This is a genomic window from Flagellimonas aequoris, from assembly GCF_003584165.1.
Classification (GTDB): Bacteria; Bacteroidota; Bacteroidia; order Flavobacteriales; family Flavobacteriaceae; genus Flagellimonas; species Flagellimonas aequoris.
The window spans coordinates 246,344-265,757 of sequence record NZ_QXFJ01000031.1 but is presented as its reverse complement, the minus strand read 5'-3'; the positions used below and the strand labels follow the sequence as shown (position 1 = coordinate 265,757).

Annotated in this window: 20 protein-coding genes and 1 tRNA gene; 12 read left to right on the top strand and 9 right to left on the bottom strand. The window is 42.7% G+C overall.

Annotated features, from left to right (window positions below):
- Positions 1–11: 11 nt before the first annotated feature.
- Positions 12–941 (bottom strand): FecR family protein, encoded by a 930-nt coding sequence (locus D2U88_RS19040; protein WP_182859225.1) that lies wholly within the window; start codon positions 939–941, stop codon positions 12–14.
- A 148-nt stretch (positions 942–1,089) separates the two neighbouring features.
- A complete protein-coding gene (locus tag D2U88_RS19035) occupies positions 1,090–1,653 on the bottom strand; it encodes an RNA polymerase sigma-70 factor (RefSeq protein WP_119642132.1) in 564 nt (187 codons plus the stop codon).
- A gap of 268 nt (positions 1,654–1,921) precedes the next feature.
- On the opposite strand from D2U88_RS19035, the gene D2U88_RS19030 reads away from it, so the two are divergent.
- The 6 genes from D2U88_RS19030 to D2U88_RS19005 are packed head-to-tail and all read left to right on the top strand — an operon-like array spanning position 1,922 to position 7,600.
- Positions 1,922–2,350 (top strand): DUF2147 domain-containing protein, encoded by a 429-nt coding sequence (locus D2U88_RS19030; RefSeq protein ID WP_119642130.1) that lies wholly within the window; start codon positions 1,922–1,924, stop codon positions 2,348–2,350.
- Entirely contained in the window at positions 2,335–3,687 is a 1,353-nt protein-coding gene (locus tag D2U88_RS19025) for a TolC family protein (protein ID WP_119642128.1), read from the top strand. The genes D2U88_RS19030 and D2U88_RS19025 overlap by 16 nt, the downstream gene beginning before the upstream one ends.
- The gene (locus D2U88_RS19020; RefSeq protein WP_182859224.1) at positions 3,677–4,783 is read left to right on the top strand and encodes an efflux RND transporter periplasmic adaptor subunit; all 1,107 of its coding nucleotides are present in this window, start codon (positions 3,677–3,679) and stop codon (positions 4,781–4,783) included. The genes D2U88_RS19025 and D2U88_RS19020 overlap by 11 nt, the downstream gene beginning before the upstream one ends.
- Positions 4,780–6,027: an ABC transporter permease gene (locus tag D2U88_RS19015; protein ID WP_182859223.1), complete on the top strand. Its 1,248-nt coding sequence runs from the start codon at positions 4,780–4,782 to the stop codon at positions 6,025–6,027. The genes D2U88_RS19020 and D2U88_RS19015 overlap by 4 nt, the downstream gene beginning before the upstream one ends.
- 4 nt (positions 6,028–6,031) lie before the next feature.
- Positions 6,032–6,712: an ABC transporter ATP-binding protein gene (locus tag D2U88_RS19010; RefSeq protein WP_119642124.1), complete on the top strand. Its 681-nt coding sequence runs from the start codon at positions 6,032–6,034 to the stop codon at positions 6,710–6,712.
- Positions 6,713–6,718: 6 nt separating this feature from the next.
- Positions 6,719–7,600 carry a DUF6268 family outer membrane beta-barrel protein gene (locus tag D2U88_RS19005; protein ID WP_147378622.1) on the top strand — a complete coding sequence of 294 codons (882 nt, stop codon included), beginning with the start codon at positions 6,719–6,721 and terminating at the stop codon, positions 7,598–7,600.
- A 193-nt stretch (positions 7,601–7,793) separates the two neighbouring features.
- On the opposite strand, the gene D2U88_RS19000 is transcribed toward D2U88_RS19005, so the two are convergent.
- The 4 genes from D2U88_RS19000 to D2U88_RS18985 all read right to left on the bottom strand — a co-directional run bounded on the left by D2U88_RS19000 (position 7,794) and on the right by D2U88_RS18985 (position 10,927).
- On the bottom strand, positions 7,794–8,555 hold the full coding sequence (locus D2U88_RS19000) for a hypothetical protein (RefSeq protein ID WP_119642120.1): 762 nt from the start codon (positions 8,553–8,555) through the stop codon (positions 7,794–7,796).
- A 3-nt stretch (positions 8,556–8,558) separates the two neighbouring features.
- Positions 8,559–9,002, bottom strand: coding sequence for a DUF6515 family protein (locus tag D2U88_RS18995; protein WP_119642118.1), 444 nt, complete (start codon positions 9,000–9,002; stop codon positions 8,559–8,561).
- A gap of 144 nt (positions 9,003–9,146) precedes the next feature.
- A complete protein-coding gene (locus D2U88_RS18990) occupies positions 9,147–9,911 on the bottom strand; it encodes a LytR/AlgR family response regulator transcription factor (RefSeq protein ID WP_119642117.1) in 765 nt (254 codons plus the stop codon).
- 5 nt (positions 9,912–9,916) lie between these two features.
- Positions 9,917–10,927 (bottom strand): sensor histidine kinase, encoded by a 1,011-nt coding sequence (locus tag D2U88_RS18985; protein ID WP_182859222.1) that lies wholly within the window; start codon positions 10,925–10,927, stop codon positions 9,917–9,919.
- Positions 10,928–11,194: 267 nt separating this feature from the next.
- Here D2U88_RS18985 and D2U88_RS18980 point away from each other — a divergent pair, with 267 nt between their 5' ends.
- From D2U88_RS18980 to D2U88_RS18955, 6 genes are all read left to right on the top strand, one after another.
- A complete protein-coding gene (locus D2U88_RS18980; protein ID WP_119642115.1) occupies positions 11,195–11,836 on the top strand; it encodes a porin family protein in 642 nt (213 codons plus the stop codon).
- Positions 11,837–11,940: 104 nt separating this feature from the next.
- Positions 11,941–12,024: transfer RNA gene (locus tag D2U88_RS18975), tRNA-Leu, on the top strand.
- A gap of 168 nt (positions 12,025–12,192) precedes the next feature.
- Positions 12,193–13,092 (top strand): MerR family transcriptional regulator, encoded by a 900-nt coding sequence (locus tag D2U88_RS18970; protein ID WP_119642114.1) that lies wholly within the window; start codon positions 12,193–12,195, stop codon positions 13,090–13,092.
- Positions 13,093–13,095: 3 nt separating this feature from the next.
- Complete coding sequence (locus tag D2U88_RS18965) at positions 13,096–14,556, top strand: phytoene desaturase family protein (protein WP_119642112.1); 1,461 nt, start codon at positions 13,096–13,098, stop codon at positions 14,554–14,556.
- A complete protein-coding gene (locus D2U88_RS18960) occupies positions 14,553–15,395 on the top strand; it encodes a phytoene/squalene synthase family protein (protein WP_119642111.1) in 843 nt (280 codons plus the stop codon). Before D2U88_RS18965 ends, D2U88_RS18960 begins: the two co-directional genes overlap by 4 nt.
- Positions 15,392–15,841 carry a sterol desaturase family protein gene (locus tag D2U88_RS18955; RefSeq protein ID WP_119642109.1) on the top strand — a complete coding sequence of 150 codons (450 nt, stop codon included), beginning with the start codon at positions 15,392–15,394 and terminating at the stop codon, positions 15,839–15,841. The genes D2U88_RS18960 and D2U88_RS18955 overlap by 4 nt, the downstream gene beginning before the upstream one ends.
- 2 nt (positions 15,842–15,843) lie before the next feature.
- On the opposite strand, the gene D2U88_RS18950 is transcribed toward D2U88_RS18955, so the two are convergent.
- From D2U88_RS18950 to D2U88_RS18940, 3 genes are all read right to left on the bottom strand, one after another.
- Positions 15,844–16,410, bottom strand: a complete 567-nt coding sequence (locus D2U88_RS18950; RefSeq protein WP_119642107.1) for a TlpA family protein disulfide reductase — start codon at positions 16,408–16,410, stop codon at positions 15,844–15,846.
- 6 nt (positions 16,411–16,416) lie between these two features.
- Positions 16,417–16,977: a TlpA family protein disulfide reductase gene (locus D2U88_RS18945; RefSeq protein ID WP_119642105.1), complete on the bottom strand. Its 561-nt coding sequence runs from the start codon at positions 16,975–16,977 to the stop codon at positions 16,417–16,419.
- A gap of 81 nt (positions 16,978–17,058) precedes the next feature.
- Positions 17,059–19,329: an aconitate hydratase gene (locus D2U88_RS18940; RefSeq protein ID WP_119642103.1), complete on the bottom strand. Its 2,271-nt coding sequence runs from the start codon at positions 19,327–19,329 to the stop codon at positions 17,059–17,061.
- Positions 19,330–19,414: the final 85 nt, after the last annotated feature.

Genomic DNA, 19,414 nt, shown 5'->3' with positions numbered 1-19,414 from the left:
AAGCTGGTTTTTTAGTCAGTGCATTTTCCTTTGATCAGGATCTTGTGATCCTCCAAAAATTCGTATCGTAATCCTTTTTTAGCGAATACGATGCTTTCCATTACCGTGGAAAGCAATTCATTATCGTAGCTTGCGCTGATATGGCAATCCCCGGCATTCTTGTTCTCCAACACAAAGGATACGCCATACCACTTTTCCAAGGTTTCCAAGACCTGCGAGAGTGGCACATCCTCAAAATGGATAATACCCTTTTTCCAATTCAGGGCTGTTGTAATATCCACTCTTTCCTTGGTCATGGATTTTGTTTTTGTGTTAAACACCCCTTGCTCATTGGGTTCTAAAAAAATCTCGCTTTCTTGGGATGCCACCTTCACTTTTCCAGTGGCCACGGTTACCGCAATTTGGTCATTGTCCGGATAAGTGTTTACATTGAACGAAGTGCCCAACACCGTGGTCCGTACTTCTCCGGATTCTATAACGAAAGGTTTATCGGGATTTTTTGCCACGTCGAAAAAGGCCTCGCCGATCAACGCTACATGACGCATATCTCCTTCAAATCGGTTGGGATATTTTAGGGTACTGCCCGAATTCAAACGTACTTGGGTACCATCGGCCAAGGTAAGGTTCAACTTCTGACCCCATTCCGTTGTTCGTACAATCTCCACAATAGGTTCTTCCACTTCCTTTGTTTCTGTTTTGGAATAAAGAAGATACCCTAAACTTGCCATCACGGCCAATGATGCCGCAACCCTGGTCCACTTTAAAAAGGAAATTCTTTTATCTGGGCCAGCTATATTTTGGGACAGTTGCTTTGCAACACGTTTTTTGTGCCTCTCGTTTTTGAAGATGCCTTTACGGTTTTTGGACAAAAGGTTGCCGTCAAACTGTTCCAGAAGGGATTCCTCTTTTTTGGTAATCGTACCATTAAGGTACTTTTCCATTAATCCCTTGATTTCATTTTCGGTCATTGTATGCTCGTTTCAATAACAAGTACCATTGGCATACAGGTACGCACATTCCCAAAATGGGTTTTAATGATTCCTTAAACTTCCTGGCGCCTAATTAACCTTTAGGTAAAACGGAGGGGTTTTAAAAAAACAATGACTTAACAGTGGAAAGTTCTTTGCGTAGTCTTCGAAGGGCAAAAGAGATTTGATTTTCCACGGAGCGTTGGGAAATGTTCAATTTTTCGGCTATCTCCTTATTGTTGATGTGGTTCATACGGCTCAAGATGAAAACTTCCTGACATCTTTTGGGCAAGCTTGAAATGGTCTCATTGATTCTTTTGGAGAGGTCCATGACATCCGCTTCCATTTCTACTTCAGAACTGATACAAACAGCATGGGCCGCCTCAATCTGTGTTTGATTGAACTTCATATCCCTAAGTGCATTGTAGCACTTGTAACGAATCGCCTTAAAGAGATAGGACTTTATATTTTCAACTTCGACTGCTTCCCTACGCTGCCAATAATCGATCCAGACTTCCTGTACCAAATCCTTAGCAATGGAATCGTCCATAATCAGTGAAGACGCATAAATGTACATGGGCTCCCAAAGTATTTCAAACAGGGAATTGAATGCGTTCCTATCCGATTGGTTAATCATTTTGGCGAGCTTTTCTGGAGTAGCCTTGTCGTATGAGTACTCTATCATCGAACACAAATTTCATAAAAATAAGAGAGGCCGGAGATTATGATATTGTAAACTTTATATGGGTTTTGTGTATCCTGTAAACTGAAAAACATTTCCTCTTTTTAATTTCATTTCACTGGCTATCCGAGAGGTCAAGGTCGTTTTAAGAAAAATTAATCCCGAAAATTGCCCCCTTCGGTTACCATAATGTACCCTTTGCCATATTCCACCTATTCCAACCATAATGCCTTGACCAATTTTGCCCCCGTATCAATCAAAAAGAGTTATCATGAGATCATTGATGGCGTTGGCTTTTTTCTGTTTGTTGCTATTGAAAACCCATGGGCAAACCAAAAGCACGGATATCACGGGAACGTGGTTGAACGATAAAGAGGATGCCCATGTTGAGATTTATCAAAAAGGGGATGATTTCTTCGGGAAAATTGTTTGGTTGAAGGAACCCAACGCACCCAATGGAGAACCCAAAACGGACCAAAACAATCCAACCAAATCCTTACGAACCAGAAAAATAATGGGTATTAACATCATATCAGACCTGTCTTTTGACGGTAAAACTTGGGAAGATGGCAAAGTGTACCTACCCAAAAAAGGTAAAGAAGCCGATTGTAGTGCGGAGCTGTCCGAAGACCACAATAGTTTAGCGCTCCATATTACCAAACTCTGGTTTTCTACCAGCGTAACATGGACAAGATTATAATGAAGGTGGCGAGATTGCTATGGATTTTGATGTTCTTGGTATGTTCCAAAAACCTGTTTGCCCAACAGGATCCCAACACTATTGTATTGTTCAATGTGAACGAGGCCATTGCATATGGCAAAAAGTACAATATAGATAGAAACATCCAAGAGCTTCAACAAGATAGGGCCCGCGCGGAACACAAACTATCAAAAAGCTATCTTCTACCCACAATTTCAGGGAGCTTTACCGCCCAAAACAACCTGAACTTGGCCACTACTCCTATTCCAGGGGAGTTGGTAGGACAGCCTGGCACACTGGTCAATGTTCAATTTGGGCAGGATTACAATTATAATGCGGGGATAACCATCACACAAACGGTTCTGGATTGGCAAAACAGCATCAAGTCCAGAATTGCCAAGGTGGGTACAGAAATCACCCAAGTGCAATCAAGTCTTTTCGATGAAAAACTCACGGAGCAAATCGCTTTGTTCTACTATAATGCTATCATAGCCCAAAAAGCACTGGAAATCAATAAAAAAGACCAATCACTGGCCGATAGCATCCGCACATTGACCCAAGATAAGTTCAACAATGGATTGATCGACAAATCATCACTGAATCAGGCAATCATCAACGTTAACAACATTGGGCAAAATGTACTCGCCAACCATAGTTCGTTGGAGCAGTCCCTCAACCAGTTGAAAAACTTGCTCGGGTTGCCAGCAGATTCAAATATAGAACTGCAAGAAGTCGAAAAAACTGAAGAACAGGGATTTCCCATATCTGAAACATTGGCCATGGACAAGAACATTCTGTTGTATGAACGCCAACTGGAACAAGCACGATTGGATGTAAAACAGCAAAGGGCCCTACATTATCCTAAGCTTTCCCTAAACGCCTATTTTGGGCAACAACAGTTCCAAAACGATTTTACCTTCTCCTTGGATGGTGAGGCATGGACAGATTATAGTTATGTGGGTCTCAACCTTTCAGTACCCATTTTTACAGGTCTTGCCAACCACAATAAAATCAAGGTCTCCAAAATTGAGTACGGTATCGCCCAAAAAAACCTGGAACAGGAAAAGCAGCAATCAGCATTACGGGATGACTTGTTATTGAAAGAGTATGGCATCAGCCTTCAAGCCTTGGCCACCGCCTATGACAATTTCATGCTATACCAAGACAATGTGGATTTGACCTTTCAGAAGTTGCAACAGGGAATCATTGGGCTCGATGCCTATTTCAAGGTTTTTGAAGACTATCTAAGAGCCGAGAACAACTATTTGAATACACTCTCAAATGTGTATGGCAATTATGCAACCATCCTTTCCAGAAAAAATGACAATGAACTATAAAATCATATACAAAATCTTGTTGGGCTTCAGCTTTTCATTCCTTATCGGTTGTGGGAAAAACAACACCACTACCCCAATGAAAAGGGATATCATCGATGTGGTCTTCGCCAGTGGCTACTTGGCCAAAACCAACGAGTATACCGTTACGGCCAATACCGAAGGGTTCCTCAACCTCAGTTTGGTGAAGGAAGGGGACCAAGTGAAAGTCGGTGACGATCTGTTCCGATTGTCCAATGGTGTACAATCCAATCAATTGGACAATGCCTTGGTGAACTACCAAGATGCGGTGACCAAGGCAAAACCAAACTCCCCACAAATTGCACAATTACAGCTTCAAATTGAACAGGCAGAGACCCAATTGGAACTGGACCGTAAAAACCTAGATCGTTACAGTGCACTCCTCCAAACAAATGCCGTATCCCAATTGGATTTTGACAAAGCCAAGGTACAGTTCGAAAATTCCAAGGCCCATGTAGAAATCTTAAAAAAATCGCTGTCCGACCTTCAACAATCATTGCAGGTGAACTTGTCAAATGCCAAGAGTCAGTTAAGAATCCAACAAGAGAACAACGACGATTATTTTATCAAATCCCAAATATCAGGCACCGTGTTGAATGTGTACAAAGAACAGGGCGAGCTTGTAAAACGAGGGGAAAGCATCGCAAAAATTGGCGGCGGCGGAAACATCCTCAAACTGTTTGTGGCCGAGGAAGATATTTCAAGAACTGCTTTGGGACAACGGGCGAAAATATCCCTGAACACTGAAAAAGACGCCACTTTTGATGCCGTGATCACCAAAATTTATCCCGCCTTTGACGAGAAAGAGCAATCCTTTGTGGTAGAGGCCACTTTTACCAATGCACCGACTTCCATCTATGCAGGGACACAACTACAGGCCAATATTGTGATTGCCGACATAAAAAATGTATTGGTCATTCCAACTGATTATTTGGTGAAGGAAGACATGGTGATTTTGGAGAAGGACAAAAAGGAAGTACCAATCAAAATCGGCATCAAAACCAGTGAATGGGTACAGGTTATGGAAGGTTTGGATGAATCCACACGTATCATCACCCCTAAAAAGGAGAAGGAATGATCGTGAACAAAACCAATTACAAGATTGCCAACGCCCATTTGACCTCTCGGTTAAAGCAAACCTTGGTGGCCATCTTGAGTGTGACCTTTGGCATTTCCATGTACATTTTCATGAACAGTTTCATGACTGGGGTGAATGATACACAGACCGGTCTCGCATTCAGCACCTTGGCCCATATCAGGATCTACAACGACATCCCCAAGGACAACACCAACTTGTTTGCAGGTCGGGTGGACGAAAACACCTTGGTCAACATTAGAAATCCCAAAGTGATCCAGTACACCGAAGGCATCAAAAATTCGGACAAAATATTGAATCTATTGGATTCCGTTCCAGAAATCAGTGGGGTCACCCCCCAATTGAACATCAATGTATTCTTCAGGAACGGTGCCACCAAAGTCAATGGGATGCTATCAGGTATCGATGTGGTCAATGAGGACCAACTTTTTGGAACCGCACAATATGTTGTCGAAGGTGATTGGATGGACTTGAACCGAAGGAGCGACGGTATTCTTTTGGGCAGTGGACTGGCCAAAAAATTAAGTCTTCACCTCAACGATAATGTTGTGGTGACCACAGAGGAAGGTATCACTAAAAATTATAAGGTCATCGGAATTGTGGAAACCACCTTGGCCAGTGTGGATAATGCCAAAGCCTATATCCGTATTGGATTTGCTCGACAGCTGATTTCCAAAAACATGGGGTATGTCACCGATATCCAGGTGAATTTGAAAGACTACAACAAAACAGTGGAGCTCTCCAAGCGACTTGGTAAGATGACACCTTATAAAGTGGAACCCTGGCAAGAGGCCAACGGACAATTGGAGGCCGCCAACAAGCTTCGGAACATTATTGCCGTGGCCGTATCCTTGACCATACTCATTGTGGCCGGATTTGGCATCTACAACATTATGAACATGACAGTGAACGAGAAGATTAGGGAGATTGCCATTCTCAAGGCCATGGGATTTGATGGGAAGGACATCATCCAGATATTCCTTACCCAATCCGTGATCATCGGTATTTTGGGAGGCGTTGTTGGCATCATACTTGGGTATTTGGTTTCCTTATTGGTCAACCACATTCCCTTTAAGATCGCCTCATTGGAAACCTTGCCGATAACCTACAGGACCAAAGATTATATCATGGCTTTTGTATTTGGTCTGATTACCACTTTTGTGGCAGGTTATCTTCCATCCAGAAAGGCATCACAAGTAGATCCCGTTGAAATCATTAGAGGTTAAAAGGATGGAAAATTTAGCATTGTCTGTCAAGGAACTGAACAAATATTTTTATGACCCACAGACCTTTCATGTGTTGAAGGATATCTCTTTCGATATTAAAAAAGGGGAGTTTTTGGCACTTACGGGCAAGTCCGGTTCCGGCAAATCTACCTTGCTTTATATTCTTTCTACCATGGATACAGCCTATGAAGGCTCCCTGACCATTAATGGCACAACGCTAACAGGCAAGGCCCAGAATAAACTGGCCGCTTTTCGGAACGAGCATATCTGCTTTGTGTTCCAATTCCATTATCTGCTACCAGAGTTTTCCGCATTGGACAATGTGATGCTCCCAGCGTTAAAATTGGAGAAAAAAACCGCGGAGGAAATCGAGGAAAAGGCCATGGCCAACCTAAAACTTTTGGGGCTGGAAGACCAGGCATTGAAACCTGCCAACAAACTTTCGGGCGGGCAGCAGCAAAGGGTGGCCATTGCCAGGGCACTCATCAACGAACCGACCATTATTATGGGCGATGAACCCACTGGAAACCTGGATTCCAAAAACACCCAGATCGTATTCGACATTTTCAGGGAATTGGCCGTGGAAAGAGGCCAGACCATCATCGCCGTGACACACGATGATGATTTTGCCGCCAATTGTGACAGGGTCTTGGAACTGATGGACGGAAAATTGATCCACCAATAAAAAAGCATGAACAGAAATTTATACCGTAGCCTCGTTATAATACTCCTATCCTTTTCATCATTGAAAAGCTTTGGTCAAGAAAAATCCCCATTCTACATCAAATATAGCCATACCCCTATTGAAGAAGTGGATGGTGGTCATATTTCCCAACTGGAAGCGCAACTACTGCTACCCATACACAGAGGAATAACATTCAGTTTAGCCACTGGTATCGCCCCCGAAGTGATGTATTTGGAAAACTTTCCGATGGACATTGGCAATAGGGTATATGGATTGGGAATCCCCGTTGGGGGAAAACTGAAACTGAACGACAGGGATGAGATGTTCTTGGCCACCAAGATGGTATTGAGTAGTGATTTGGAGGATATCTCTACTGAGGATTTCACATTTGCAGTAGGCATTGGCCTGCATCGAAAGTTCTCGGAGAACTTGACTTTGGGATTGGGATTGGGATATTCCCACCAATTTTTTGGCAACCAGCTTATTCCCCTTTTCGATTTTGACTATCAGATCAGTGAAAAGTTACATTTTTATGGAAGGTTTCCCATACAGGGTACCTTGGCTTGGAATTTGGGAGGAAGAAGCACCTCTGGATTGGAATGGAACCTAGGTGCTGACAGCTATCGGCTATCCGAAGAAACCCATAATAGTGAATACCTCCAATACCGTCATTTTAATGGTACAGTTTTTTATAGCCACAGGCTTTACAAGAATTGGCATGTAAAAGTATCCGGGGGCATTGCAGGTCAAAAATACCAATGGTTCAACGATTCGGATTCCGGAGGATGGACCATCGTGACGATTCCCCTGTCCGACCAACCGGAACCCATTGAGGAATTAAAGAATAATGGGCCCTTTATTCAGATAGGCTTCCTATACTCTTTTTAGGGTTTTCTATATCATTTCAACAAGCATTTTTTTAGGTTAGTGATGTTTGTAAGAGCCTTGGGATATTTTTCCCAGGGCTTTTTTCTTTGAACGACAGTTTCCTCTACATCGACATCCATCCAAAAAAAATCCCGGATACTGCATGTAACAATATCCGGGATCGGGGGCAATTGGGAAAAATACAATCGTTATATCAGTCTTCAGAAATGCTGATGTTGTTCAAATCCACATAGAACACCTCTCCACTGTCAAACTCTACCCGAGCTTCATCCTCATCAACAAACTCCACAGTGCCTTTATAGGTATAGGTGACGTTGGAATGACTATACGTCTGCACCAATGAAAAAGTGGCGGTTCCGGTATATATCTTATTCGATTCCTTGGATACCAAAACCCCCTCGATATCGCTCTCAAAAGTGAGTCTATACGTTTCACCATTATAATTGGATTCCCATTCACCTTCGCGTAGATAACTTCCCTCATAATTTTCATCGGCGCTGGTATCTTCCAAACCTGAAATATCAAAACTCAAATCAATATCATGATCGTAGTTATATCTGAGTGATTTCATGTTCTGCGTTGCGGAGAGTTGGTAATCCACTGCCATATCAGGTTCACAGGACCACATATATTCCTCTTGATAGTTGTATTCATAACTGATATAGCCAGTAATGGTCTCGTCGTAAAAAGAATCGCTTTCTTGGTACAACACATCGCAATCGCTATTCTCCTGGATTTCATTGCTGGCCTTGTTCATATTGGCCACCAAGCCATAGGTTGCATACGAAAGTGATACAGCTACCGCTTCTTCTGCATCTTCATAGGCATAATACCGAGTTATCACGATGATCTCATCATCGTCATCACAACTCTGTAAGAAAGCCAATGCTCCCAAGAGCACGGACATCAATATCAAAAACAAAACTCTTTTCATCATCATCTTTTTGGTTTCCATTTATTATTGGTTTGTATAACCCACTACTTCATATTTCACCAAATTCTCCACGAGGATTCTTTTATAAATCACCTCCCTATATTCGAAATACTCCCTTTCATCTATAATGGTCACTCGTGCACCTTCGGGCAGGCTGGGCACTATGGTGCCAACAGGCGGCACAACCACTTTATACGATTCCGATTGTTCAATCCTCACATAAAACACACCATCCGCATAGTAGTAAGGATTACCTGCGTAATAAACGGGTGTGTAATATCTGGGAAGAGGTACCGGTGCCACCACAACCGGGCGGGCCACTGGATATACGTAGGGTCTTACCACGGGGCGTCTCACTACCGTTACCGCTGGCCTACGCACCACTACCTGTGCACTCAGTTCAGAAGTAAGTGCAAAAAACACAAGGGGGATCACCCACAATTTTGATGTTTGAATGATTTTTTTCATAACGCTACTTTTTAAAGTTCAGTAGCAATATTACCCTAGGTCTTTATACTGAATTGTCCATAATCAATGCAAGTGGACAAATCCAATGCTGAAGTAACATTATGGCTCCCCGAAGTTTTTAAGATTATCCCTAAAGGAGAAGTATTATCGCTCTTTGAGCCAGCCCAAGAAGACCGGGCTTCTCTTTTTGCTTACCAGCAATGGTGTTGGAACATCCACCAACATATTCACACACATCTTTCTGGAAACATAGGATTCCACCGAACTTATGGCACTGTACGAAATGATATATTGTCTATTGGCCCTAAAGAACATTTTGGGATCCAACAATTGTTCCAACTGCTCCAAGGTATAGGGCAGTGTATAACTTTTACCAGACATGGTGTACAATTTTGTAATACCGTTTTCGGTATAAAAAAAGGCAATGTCCACCACCCCGATCGGAATCATCTTATCCTGGAAGGAAATCAAAAAATTGGATCGGTATGTTTGCAGTTGACCTTGCACTTTCTGCAAAAGTTGCTGCAGATGTGGATTGTTCCTTGCAAAATGGTCGTTCAACAACTGGTACCTTTTTAGGCTTTTAGAAAGCTTGTCCTCGTTGATGGGTTTCAGCAGATAATCAATGCCATTGGCCGCAAATGCCCTTATGGCATATTCGTCATAGGCCGTGCAGAATATTACGGGACAGCTAACGTCCACTTTTTTTAAGAGCTCAAAACTGAGACCGTCCGCCAGTTGAATATCGCTTAAGATCAAATCGGGTTGTCCGTTTTTTCGGAACCATTCCGTTCCCTCAGAAATGCTGTCCACAATATCCAAAACCTTCAAATCCATATTTAGGTTATGGATAGTTTCTTCCAAATCCTTGGCTGTAGCTGGTTCGTCCTCTATGATCAAAATATCCATGGCACCTATATTAATAATGGTAATAAAACTTTGAACCTATTATTGTCTTCCTTGATCAATATCTCCTTTTGGGCAAGCAGCCAATATTGTTCTTCCATACTTCCCAAACCGAAACCGTGGGAGGTTTCCAAGGACACCTTAGGTTGTACTTGGTTGCTCACTACGATCATTTGGTTATCCACGCCGATCTCAATATCCAAGGGTTTGGTCTTTGATACGATGTTATGCTTCACCGCATTTTCCAGGAGCAGTTGCAGGGTCAAGGGAGGTATTCTTGTATTGATATACTTTTCAGGGATGTCCACCTTAACCCGAATGTTGTTCTTGAACCGGACCTTCAGCAAAAAAATATAGGCGTCAATAAAATCGAGTTCTTCCTTTAGACTGACCGTTTGATGCTCCCGATGCTGAAGCAGATAACGATACACCTCCGATAGTCGTATCACAAAATTGACCGCTCCATCACTGTCCCTTTTGATGACGGATATGAGTGAATTGAGCGAATTGAACAAGAAATGGGGGCTCATCTGCTCCTTCAGGGAAGACAAGTTGGCTTCCAATTGTTTCTGTTTCAACTGTTCGATCACCAAGGCATTTCTTTGCTTCTCCCGGATTACATCCAAGTAATTGACTACAAAAGAAATGAGTGCACCCAACATCAATCCCCTAAAAAGGATTAGGAGGAAATACCGAAGACTTCCCGAATGCATGATGGGTTTTATGGAAAACCCAATGATGGTAGTGAAAATAAAGTTCAGGACAAAGGCAAAGACAATGGTAATGGAAGTACAAAATGCAAAATAAGTGCCCCGCCCTTTGGAGAGGTTAAAATATCTGCTTTCCAAAACCCGATGGAAAATATACCATGAAAGCAAGGTGATGATCAAATTATAGGAGATCGACCTCAAGAACAGGTTTACTTCGTCCGTGGAAAAATGAAGCAGTATGGGCAATGAGCCCAACACCGATAATATCACCGAAAACGGGATTCCTATGCCCCAATTCACCTTTTTCATCGGGCAAAAGTATTGGGCATGCCCTGGAATACTAAACGCCTGTAGTCCCAAACAGAAAATTTTCAGGGTGAAGTATCCTATTTCCCTGTTGAAACAATACAACCCAAAAACGAGGGTCGGAAAAACAAATTTTAAGGTTGATCTACCTAAGCTTGCCATTTGGTTTCTTCACCTACCAATACAGTCGTTTCATTCCTTTTTGAAATCCTGGGCCAAAACCCAAGCGATACTTTCGCAATGTATAATTCATCAATTTAAATATCGAACATGAGAAGAATCTTGCTTTTGGCCTTTGGGGCCATCACATTGGGGGCCAGTGCCCAAGAAAATTCAGGTTATTATCCCATTTACAGTATCCACGACCCGCATTTTGGGATCACGTTTGGGCCCCAGGTCACCAGCTTCCATAACGACCCTTATGACTCCGAGTTCCAATTTGGTTTCTTCATAGGCGGATCTCTGAGCTTGCCCCTCAGCAAACGCATTGGTCTGGAACCCCAACTTCTTTATTCCAGAAAAGGTGGTAAAGGAGACTATTACATCAACAATTACTATGATGGCACCATCAGGTTTAAACTGCAATACATTGAAACCCCGCTATTGCTGAACATCCATACCAGAAGTGTTGCGGATATAGTTCTAGGAGGATATGCAGGGTTTTTATTGGATACCAATTTTGATTACAGCACCCCTTACTACTATGGCTATGGCGAACTGGACAATGATCAATTTGAAAAAATGGATTTTGGCCTGATAGGCGGTATAGGGATAAATCTGCCCAACGGAAAGATCGTGTTCAAATACAACCATGGGTTGAGCGACGTGGCCAAGAAAGGCAATGCCTATCTATTCTTGGAAGGAGCAAAGAACCACGGGTTCTCCTTCTCATATATCGGTTATCTGAAGTAAACTTAAAAACCGAATTTGTAGTCCATCGATTTGTGCAAAACAATTATATTTGCAAACCAAAAGTTAAGTGCTTTGCTTAACTTTTTTTGTTTAAATCCATGAAGGCCCACGTGGTGAAATTGGTAGACACGCCATCTTGAGGGGGTGGTGTTCGTAAGGACGTGCTGGTTCGAATCCAGTCGTGGGCACAAAACCGCAAATTGTTGCGGTTTTTTTTATAATGGATATTCCTCAACACTTCCACCATTCTATTGACAAAAACCTTGGTTTTTTAGAAATCCCTTCCAAATTTTAAGATAAAAAAATAGGTTGGCATCGTTTAAATTGTAAATTTGTTTAACGTTTACTTAAAAAAGATGAACAACGTAAAAAAATCTTTCAGTATTCGGGATATGGAAAACCTGTCGGGGATCAAGGCCCATACCATTCGAATCTGGGAAAAGCGGTACAACCTGTTCAGTCCAGAAAGGACCGATACGAACATCCGTACCTATAATGTAGTTAGCCTTCAAAAGTTACTGAACGTGACCATGCTCTACAACAATGGGTACAAAATTTCCAAGATTGCCAAATTGGATGACACCAAGATACCTGTTTTGGTCAGGGATATTGTTGCCAAGAACAGCGAAAAGAGCCATGCATTGAATTCCCTTAAACTTGCCATGCTCAATTTTGATCAATCGCTTTTTCTGCAAACCTATAACAGTCTTTTAAAGGAAAGGTCCTTTACCCAAATCTTCAATGAGGTATTTATCCCCTTTTTGAACGAGCTTGGATTGCTCTGGCAGACCAACACCATCAGTCCAGCTCATGAGCATTTTGTTTCCAACCTGATCAAACAGAAAATCTACATCCATACGGAACAGGTACAACTTAACGAACCCACGAAAAAGGATCAGGTTTTCGTACTATTCCTTCCAGAGAACGAAATCCATGAAATTGGATTGCTATATATCAATTACGAACTGGCGAACAAGGGGTACAAAACCATTTACCTCGGACAGACCATGCCCATAGAAAGTTTGGTAGACCTGCTCAAATATTACAGTAACATCAGGTTCATCTCCTATTTTACAGTGTCTCCGATGTTAAATGAACTGGAGGACTACTTCAACCGGTTCAAAGAGGTATTGGACATGTCGCCCGGATCTAAATTGTACGCGTTGGGGCATCAGATACAACAAGTGTCCGAAAACAAGCTACCGAACAGCGTTAAAATTTTTAGTTCTATTCACCAACTACTTGAAACCGTCTAAACAATGAAAAAAGCCATCGTCATCGGTTCCGGTTTCTCTTCCCTCTCCGCTTCTTGCTATTTGGCCAAGGCGGGGTTTGAGGTCGAAATATTTGAAAAGAACGATACCGTTGGCGGTCGGGCCAGACAATTGGTCAAAGATGGGTTTACTTTTGATATCGGCCCCAGTTGGTATTGGATGCCCGATATCTTCGATAAGTTTTTCAACGACTTCGGCAAAAAGACTTCAGACTATTATCATCTGGATAAACTTAACCCAGCCTATAAAATATTCTTTGAGGACGACACCCTCACCATTGGGGACTGCATGGAAACCATTTGTGAGGAGTTTGAGCGCATTGAATCAGGAAGCAGTGAGCACCTTAAAAGATTTATAGACCAAGCACAGGAAAACTATGATATTGCCATCAACAAGGTAGTGCTCCGGCCCGGTCTTTCCCCTTTGGAACTGGTGACCAAGGATACCGTTCTTCGGGTAGACCAGTTTTTCAAGACGATAAGTCAAGAGGTACGCAAGCGGTTCAAAAACCCAAAACTGGTCTCCACTTTGGAGTTTCCAGTACTTTTTTTGGGAGCAAAGCCGAGCAACACCCCATCGTTCTACAACTTCATGAACTTTGCCGACTTCGGTTTGGGTACCTGGCATCCCAAAGGTGGTATGTATGAAATCATCAAGGCCATGAAAAGTCTTGCAGAGGAACTGGGAGTAAAAATACACACCCAAAGCCCTGTCTCCCATATTTTGGTGTCCGATGGAGAAGTGATCGGCATCCGCAGCCAGGGTAAGAACCAAATTGCCGATTACGTGGTCAGTGGGGCGGATTACCATCATTCCGAAACCCTGTTGGACCAAAAATATCGGCAATATTCCGAAGAATACTGGGAGAACAAGACCTATGCCCCTTCTTCCCTGCTGTTCTATATCGGCTTCAACAAAAAGTTGAAAAACATTGAACACCACAACCTGTTCTTCGATACCGATTTTGAAAAACATGCCCAGGAAATCTATGATAATCCCCAATGGCCGAGCAATCCCTTGTTCTATGCCAATTTTCCATCGGTGACCGATGGCTCCATGGCTCCCAAGGATAGTGAAACAGGGTTCTTCTTGGTTCCCATTGCACCAGGACTGGAGGATACACCCGAATTAAGAAACCAATATTTCGACATAGTGATGGACAGGTTTGAAAAACTTACCCATCAACAGATTAAAAATGCCATTGTTTTTAAGGAAAGTTTCTGTGTAAACGATTTTGTGGAACAGTACAATTCTTATAAGGGCAACGCTTACGGTCTCGCCAATACGTTGCGGCAGACCGCCTTTTTACGACCTAACCTAAAAAGTAGTAAGGTAAAGAACCTGTTCTTTACCGGTCAGCTCACCGTTCCGGGACCAGGAGTGCCACCATCCCTGATCTCTGGTAAACTGGTGGCCGATCTAATCACCAAAGAAGTAAAAAGATGAAAAGCATTTTTGACGAAGTATCGTACCACTGTAGTAAGATCGTGACCCGGTCTTACAGTACCTCTTTTGCCTTGGCCACTAAAATGTTGGCTCCTTCCATCAGAACGGATATCTACAACATTTATGGTTTTGTAAGGTTTGCCGATGAAATTGTGGACACCTTCCACGATTACGACAAAAAACTCTTGTTCGAGAATTTTGAAAAGGATATGGAAGAGGCGCTTGAGAAAAAAATCAGTCTGAACCCCATTTTGAATTCCTTTCAGCACACTTATCACAAATATGATATTCCCCATCATTTGGTGGTAGCTTTTATGAAAAGCATGCGGATGGACCTCAGCAAGAAAAACTACGAAACCTTTGACGAATACCGGGAATACATTTATGGCTCCGCGGATGTGGTAGGGTTGATGTGTCTCTGCGTTTTTGTGAACGGTGACAAGGAAAAATACGAAGAGTTGAAGGAGTCTGCCATGGCCTTGGGGTCGGCCTTTCAAAAAGTGAATTTTTTAAGGGACCTGAAAGCGGATTACGAAGAATTGAACCGCACCTATTTTCCCAATACCAACCTTTTGGAACTTGATGAGGAATCCAAGAAAAGGATTGTCAACGAAATCAAGGCTGACTTTGCTTTGGGATATTCCGGAATCATCAAATTGCCGGAACAGGCTAAATTTGGTGTCTATACAGCCTATCGCTATTACAAGAAATTGTTGCACAAGTTGCAGGGCACACCTCCTCTGGAAATCAAAAATGCCCGCATACGTGTGCCCAATTATCAAAAATTCGGACTTTTGGCCCAATCTTACCTCAACTATAAATTACAATTGGTACAATGAAAGTAGCGCTCTGGATCTTCATCTTTTTGGCCATGTTCTGTTTCATGGAATTTATGGCGTGGTTCACCCATAAATACGTGATGCATGGTTTTTTGTGGAGCCTACACAAGGATCATCACAAAAAGGATCACGATTCTTGGTTTGAACGCAACGATGCTTTTTTCCTGTTCTACGCCGTGGTGAGTATGACCCTTTTCTTTTTGGGCAATTACACTTCTTTTTGGTATGGTTGGCCTCTAGGATTTGGGATTTTGGCCTATGGCATCGCCTATTTTTTGGTACACGATATCTTTATCCACCAACGGTTCAAACTTTTGAGGAATGCCAATAATTGGTATGCCCGTGGGGTGCGTAGAGCCCATAAAATGCACCATAAACATTTAGGTAAGGAAGACGGGGAATGTTTTGGGATGCTCTTGGTTCCTTTTAAATATTTTAAAAAGTAAGGTTACTCCAAAACAAGTTCATCCAGAAGGGATCTTGTACTTTCAGAGTTCCAGTTGGCCGCTCCCCTTTCATCCACCACAATTTTTCCCGATTTGCTGATGATATAGGTAGCCGGAATGGTGCTGCTCTCTAGTTCTGATGGAGCACTGGACGCTTGAAGGTAAACCGGTAGTCGGTATCCCTTTTTCTTTAGAAAAGCTTCCACTTTTTCCTTGTCATCATTGGCTACAAAGGCAAACACCACCTTGTCCTTGTAATCGGCATAAAGATCCACAAATTTGGGAAGTTCTGCCACACAGGGAGGGCACCAAGTTGCCCAAACGTTCACCACGGCCACTTTGCCTTTCGCCGATTGAAAATCGGTACGCTTGCCATCCAAATCCACCAAATTCCAATGATAGTCTTCCAGAGTAATCTGTTCATCATCCTCCACCGTATCGGCACTAATGACTTCGGCAATGACCTTGCTTACCCAAACTCGAACATGGAACCCAACAGGTGTGAACAGAATCAACACTAGGGCCAATATCCAAATTGCATTTCCAATCTGTTCTTTGGTAATCTTCATATGAAATTATTCAGCTATCAGTTCATCCAATAATTTGTACACCTTTTGTGTACCCCAATCCGCAATACCTTCTTTATGCACCACGATGTTCCCCGATTTATCGATCAAATAAGAGGAGGGCACCTTACTGGAATCAATGGGCATTTTTTCACCGATAATCAAATACGTGACCGGAAAGGTAAACTTGTGTTCGGCCATAAAAGCTTCCACTGGCGGACGGTTTTCATTGGTGATGATATAGAAATCCATTTTGTCCTTATACTTGTCATATAACCGCTGAATGCTTGCAAGTTCCGCTTCGGAAGGCAATTTCCAGGAAGCCCAAAGGTTAATAAAGACCACCCTTCCCTTGGATTTTTCAAAATTGAAGAAATTCCATTCTTCATCCTTCAGTTTCCAATCATAATCGGTAATCTTCTGTCTATCCGCTTGTTCGATGACAGGAGGTGAAAATGAAAAAATACGGTTCAAGAATATTTTTCCATAATAACCGATCGGTGTCACAAAAAAGGAAAGCACCAAAAGAATCAATACAATATTGAAAACGGTCTTTTTACTGATCTTCATGAAAAGGATGTTTCGTAAAAATTAAAAACTCCTGATATCGGAAATGATACCAGGAGTTTAAAGAATTATATTAGATACAAATTATGCATTCTCCTTTTTGATCAGGTTCAATGCAGAACCTTCCTTAAACCATGCAATCTGCGCGTTATTATACGAATGATTGGCAATGATAGTATCCTTGCTGCCATCGGCATGTACCACTTCAATGGTCAAAGGCTTGTCCGGAGCAAACTGGTCGATATCCAAGAAATTGAACGTATCGTCCTCTTGGATAAGGTCATAATCGTTCTCATTGGCAAAGGTCAAGGCCAACATCCCTTGTTTCTTCAAGTTGGTCTCGTGGATCCTTGCGAACGATTTTACCAAAACAGCCGCAACTCCCAAATGACGTGGCTGCATGGCCGCGTGCTCCCTTGAAGAACCTTCACCGTAGTTGTGGTCTCCCACTACCAAAGTTTTGATACCAGCTTTTTTATATTCGCGTTGGGTATCGGGTACTCCACCATATTCTCCTGTCAATTGATTCTTGACAAAATTGGTTTTCTTATTGAAGGCATTCACGGCACCGATCAAGGTATTGTTGGCAATATTGTCCAAATGCCCCCTAAAACGCAACCATGGTCCGGCCATAGAAATATGGTCTGTGGTACATTTCCCAAAAGCCTTGATCAACAGTTTCATGCCTTTCAGGCTTTCTGGCTTAATTGGTTCAAATGGAGCCAAAAGTTGCAAACGCTCAGAGTCTGGGGCAACTTTTACCTCAACACTACTACCATCTTCCTTTGGAGCAATATAACCGGCATCCTCCACAGCAAAACCTTCAGGTGGAAGCTCATAACCTCTTGGTTCGTCCAACATCACTTCTTCCCCGTCCTCGTTCAACAACTTATCAGTCATAGGGTTAAAGTCCAAACGCCCTGCAATTGCAATTGCCGTCACCAACTCAGGTGATCCCACAAATGCCAAGGTATTGGGATTACCATCCGCTCTCTTCGCAAAGTTTCTGTTGAAGGAGTGAACGATGGTATTTCGTGGTCCGTCCGATGCTTTGTCTCCGTAACGATCCCACATACCAATACAGGGTCCACAAGCATTGGCAAACACGGTAGCTCCAATATTGTTGAAGGTATCGATAAACCCATCCCTTTCAATGGTATAGCGTACCTGCTCGGATCCTGGAGTGATTGTAAATTGTGATTTGGTCTTCAAGTGTTTGTCGGCCACTTGTTTTGCCAAGGAAGCAGCTCTTGAAATATCTTCATATGAGGAGTTGGTACAAGAACCTATCAACCCTACTTCAACATTCAATGGCCAATCATTGGCTTTGGCAGCCTCACCCATTTTGGAGATGGGAGTAGCCAAATCCGGAGTAAAAGGTCCGTTCAAATGTGGTTCCAAAACATCCAGGTCAATCTCGATCACTTCATCAAAGTACTGCTCTGGATTTGCGTAGACCTCAGGATCTGCGGTCAAATGCTCCTTAACTTCCAATGCTGCATCGGCAACATCGGCACGGTTGGTAGCCCGTAAGTATCGATCCATGGATTCGTCATACCCGAAGGTTGAAGTGGTGGCACCTACTTCGGCACCCATGTTGCAAATGGTTCCTTTACCAGTACAGGACATGGAGGTGGCACCTTCGCCAAAATATTCAATGATGGCCCCTGTTCCCCCTTTTACGGTAAGAATATCGGCCACTTTCAAAATCACATCTTTGGGGGCCGTCCATCCGGAAAGTTTTCCTTTTAACTTCACCCCTATCAATTTTGGAAATTTCAATTCCCAAGCCATACCGGACATTACGTCCACAGCGTCGGCACCACCAACACCAATGGCTACCATACCCAATCCACCGGCATTTACCGTATGGGAATCGGTACCGATCATCATCCCTCCTGGGAAGGCATAGTTTTCCAAAACTACTTGGTGGATGATCCCAGCTCCTGGTTTCCAGAAACCGATACCGTACTTATTGGAAACGGATTCCAAAAAATCGAAAACCTCATTACTGGTCTGGTTTGCCCTTTTCAAATCGGCTTCGGCACCAACCTTTGCTTGGATCAAGTGATCACAGTGCACGGTTGTAGGTACCGCAACTTTGGGTTTTCCAGCATGCATGAATTGCAACAATGCCATTTGTGCGGTTGCATCCTGACAGGCTACCCTATCCGGTGCAAAATCAACATAATCTTTTCCTCTGGTAAATTTATTGGTGGGTGTTCCATCCCATAAGTGAGAGTACAATATTTTTTCTGCAAGGGTCAATGGTTTACCTACCAGTTCACGGGCCTTATCCACACGTTCCCCCATGGAAGCGTAGACGCCCTTAATCATGTCTATATCAAATGCCATTCTACAATTGAGTTTTAAGATTTTAGTAATTCGGTAAATTTACTAAATAACGAAGGATTTTGGAATTAGAATTGCGCTAAATAAA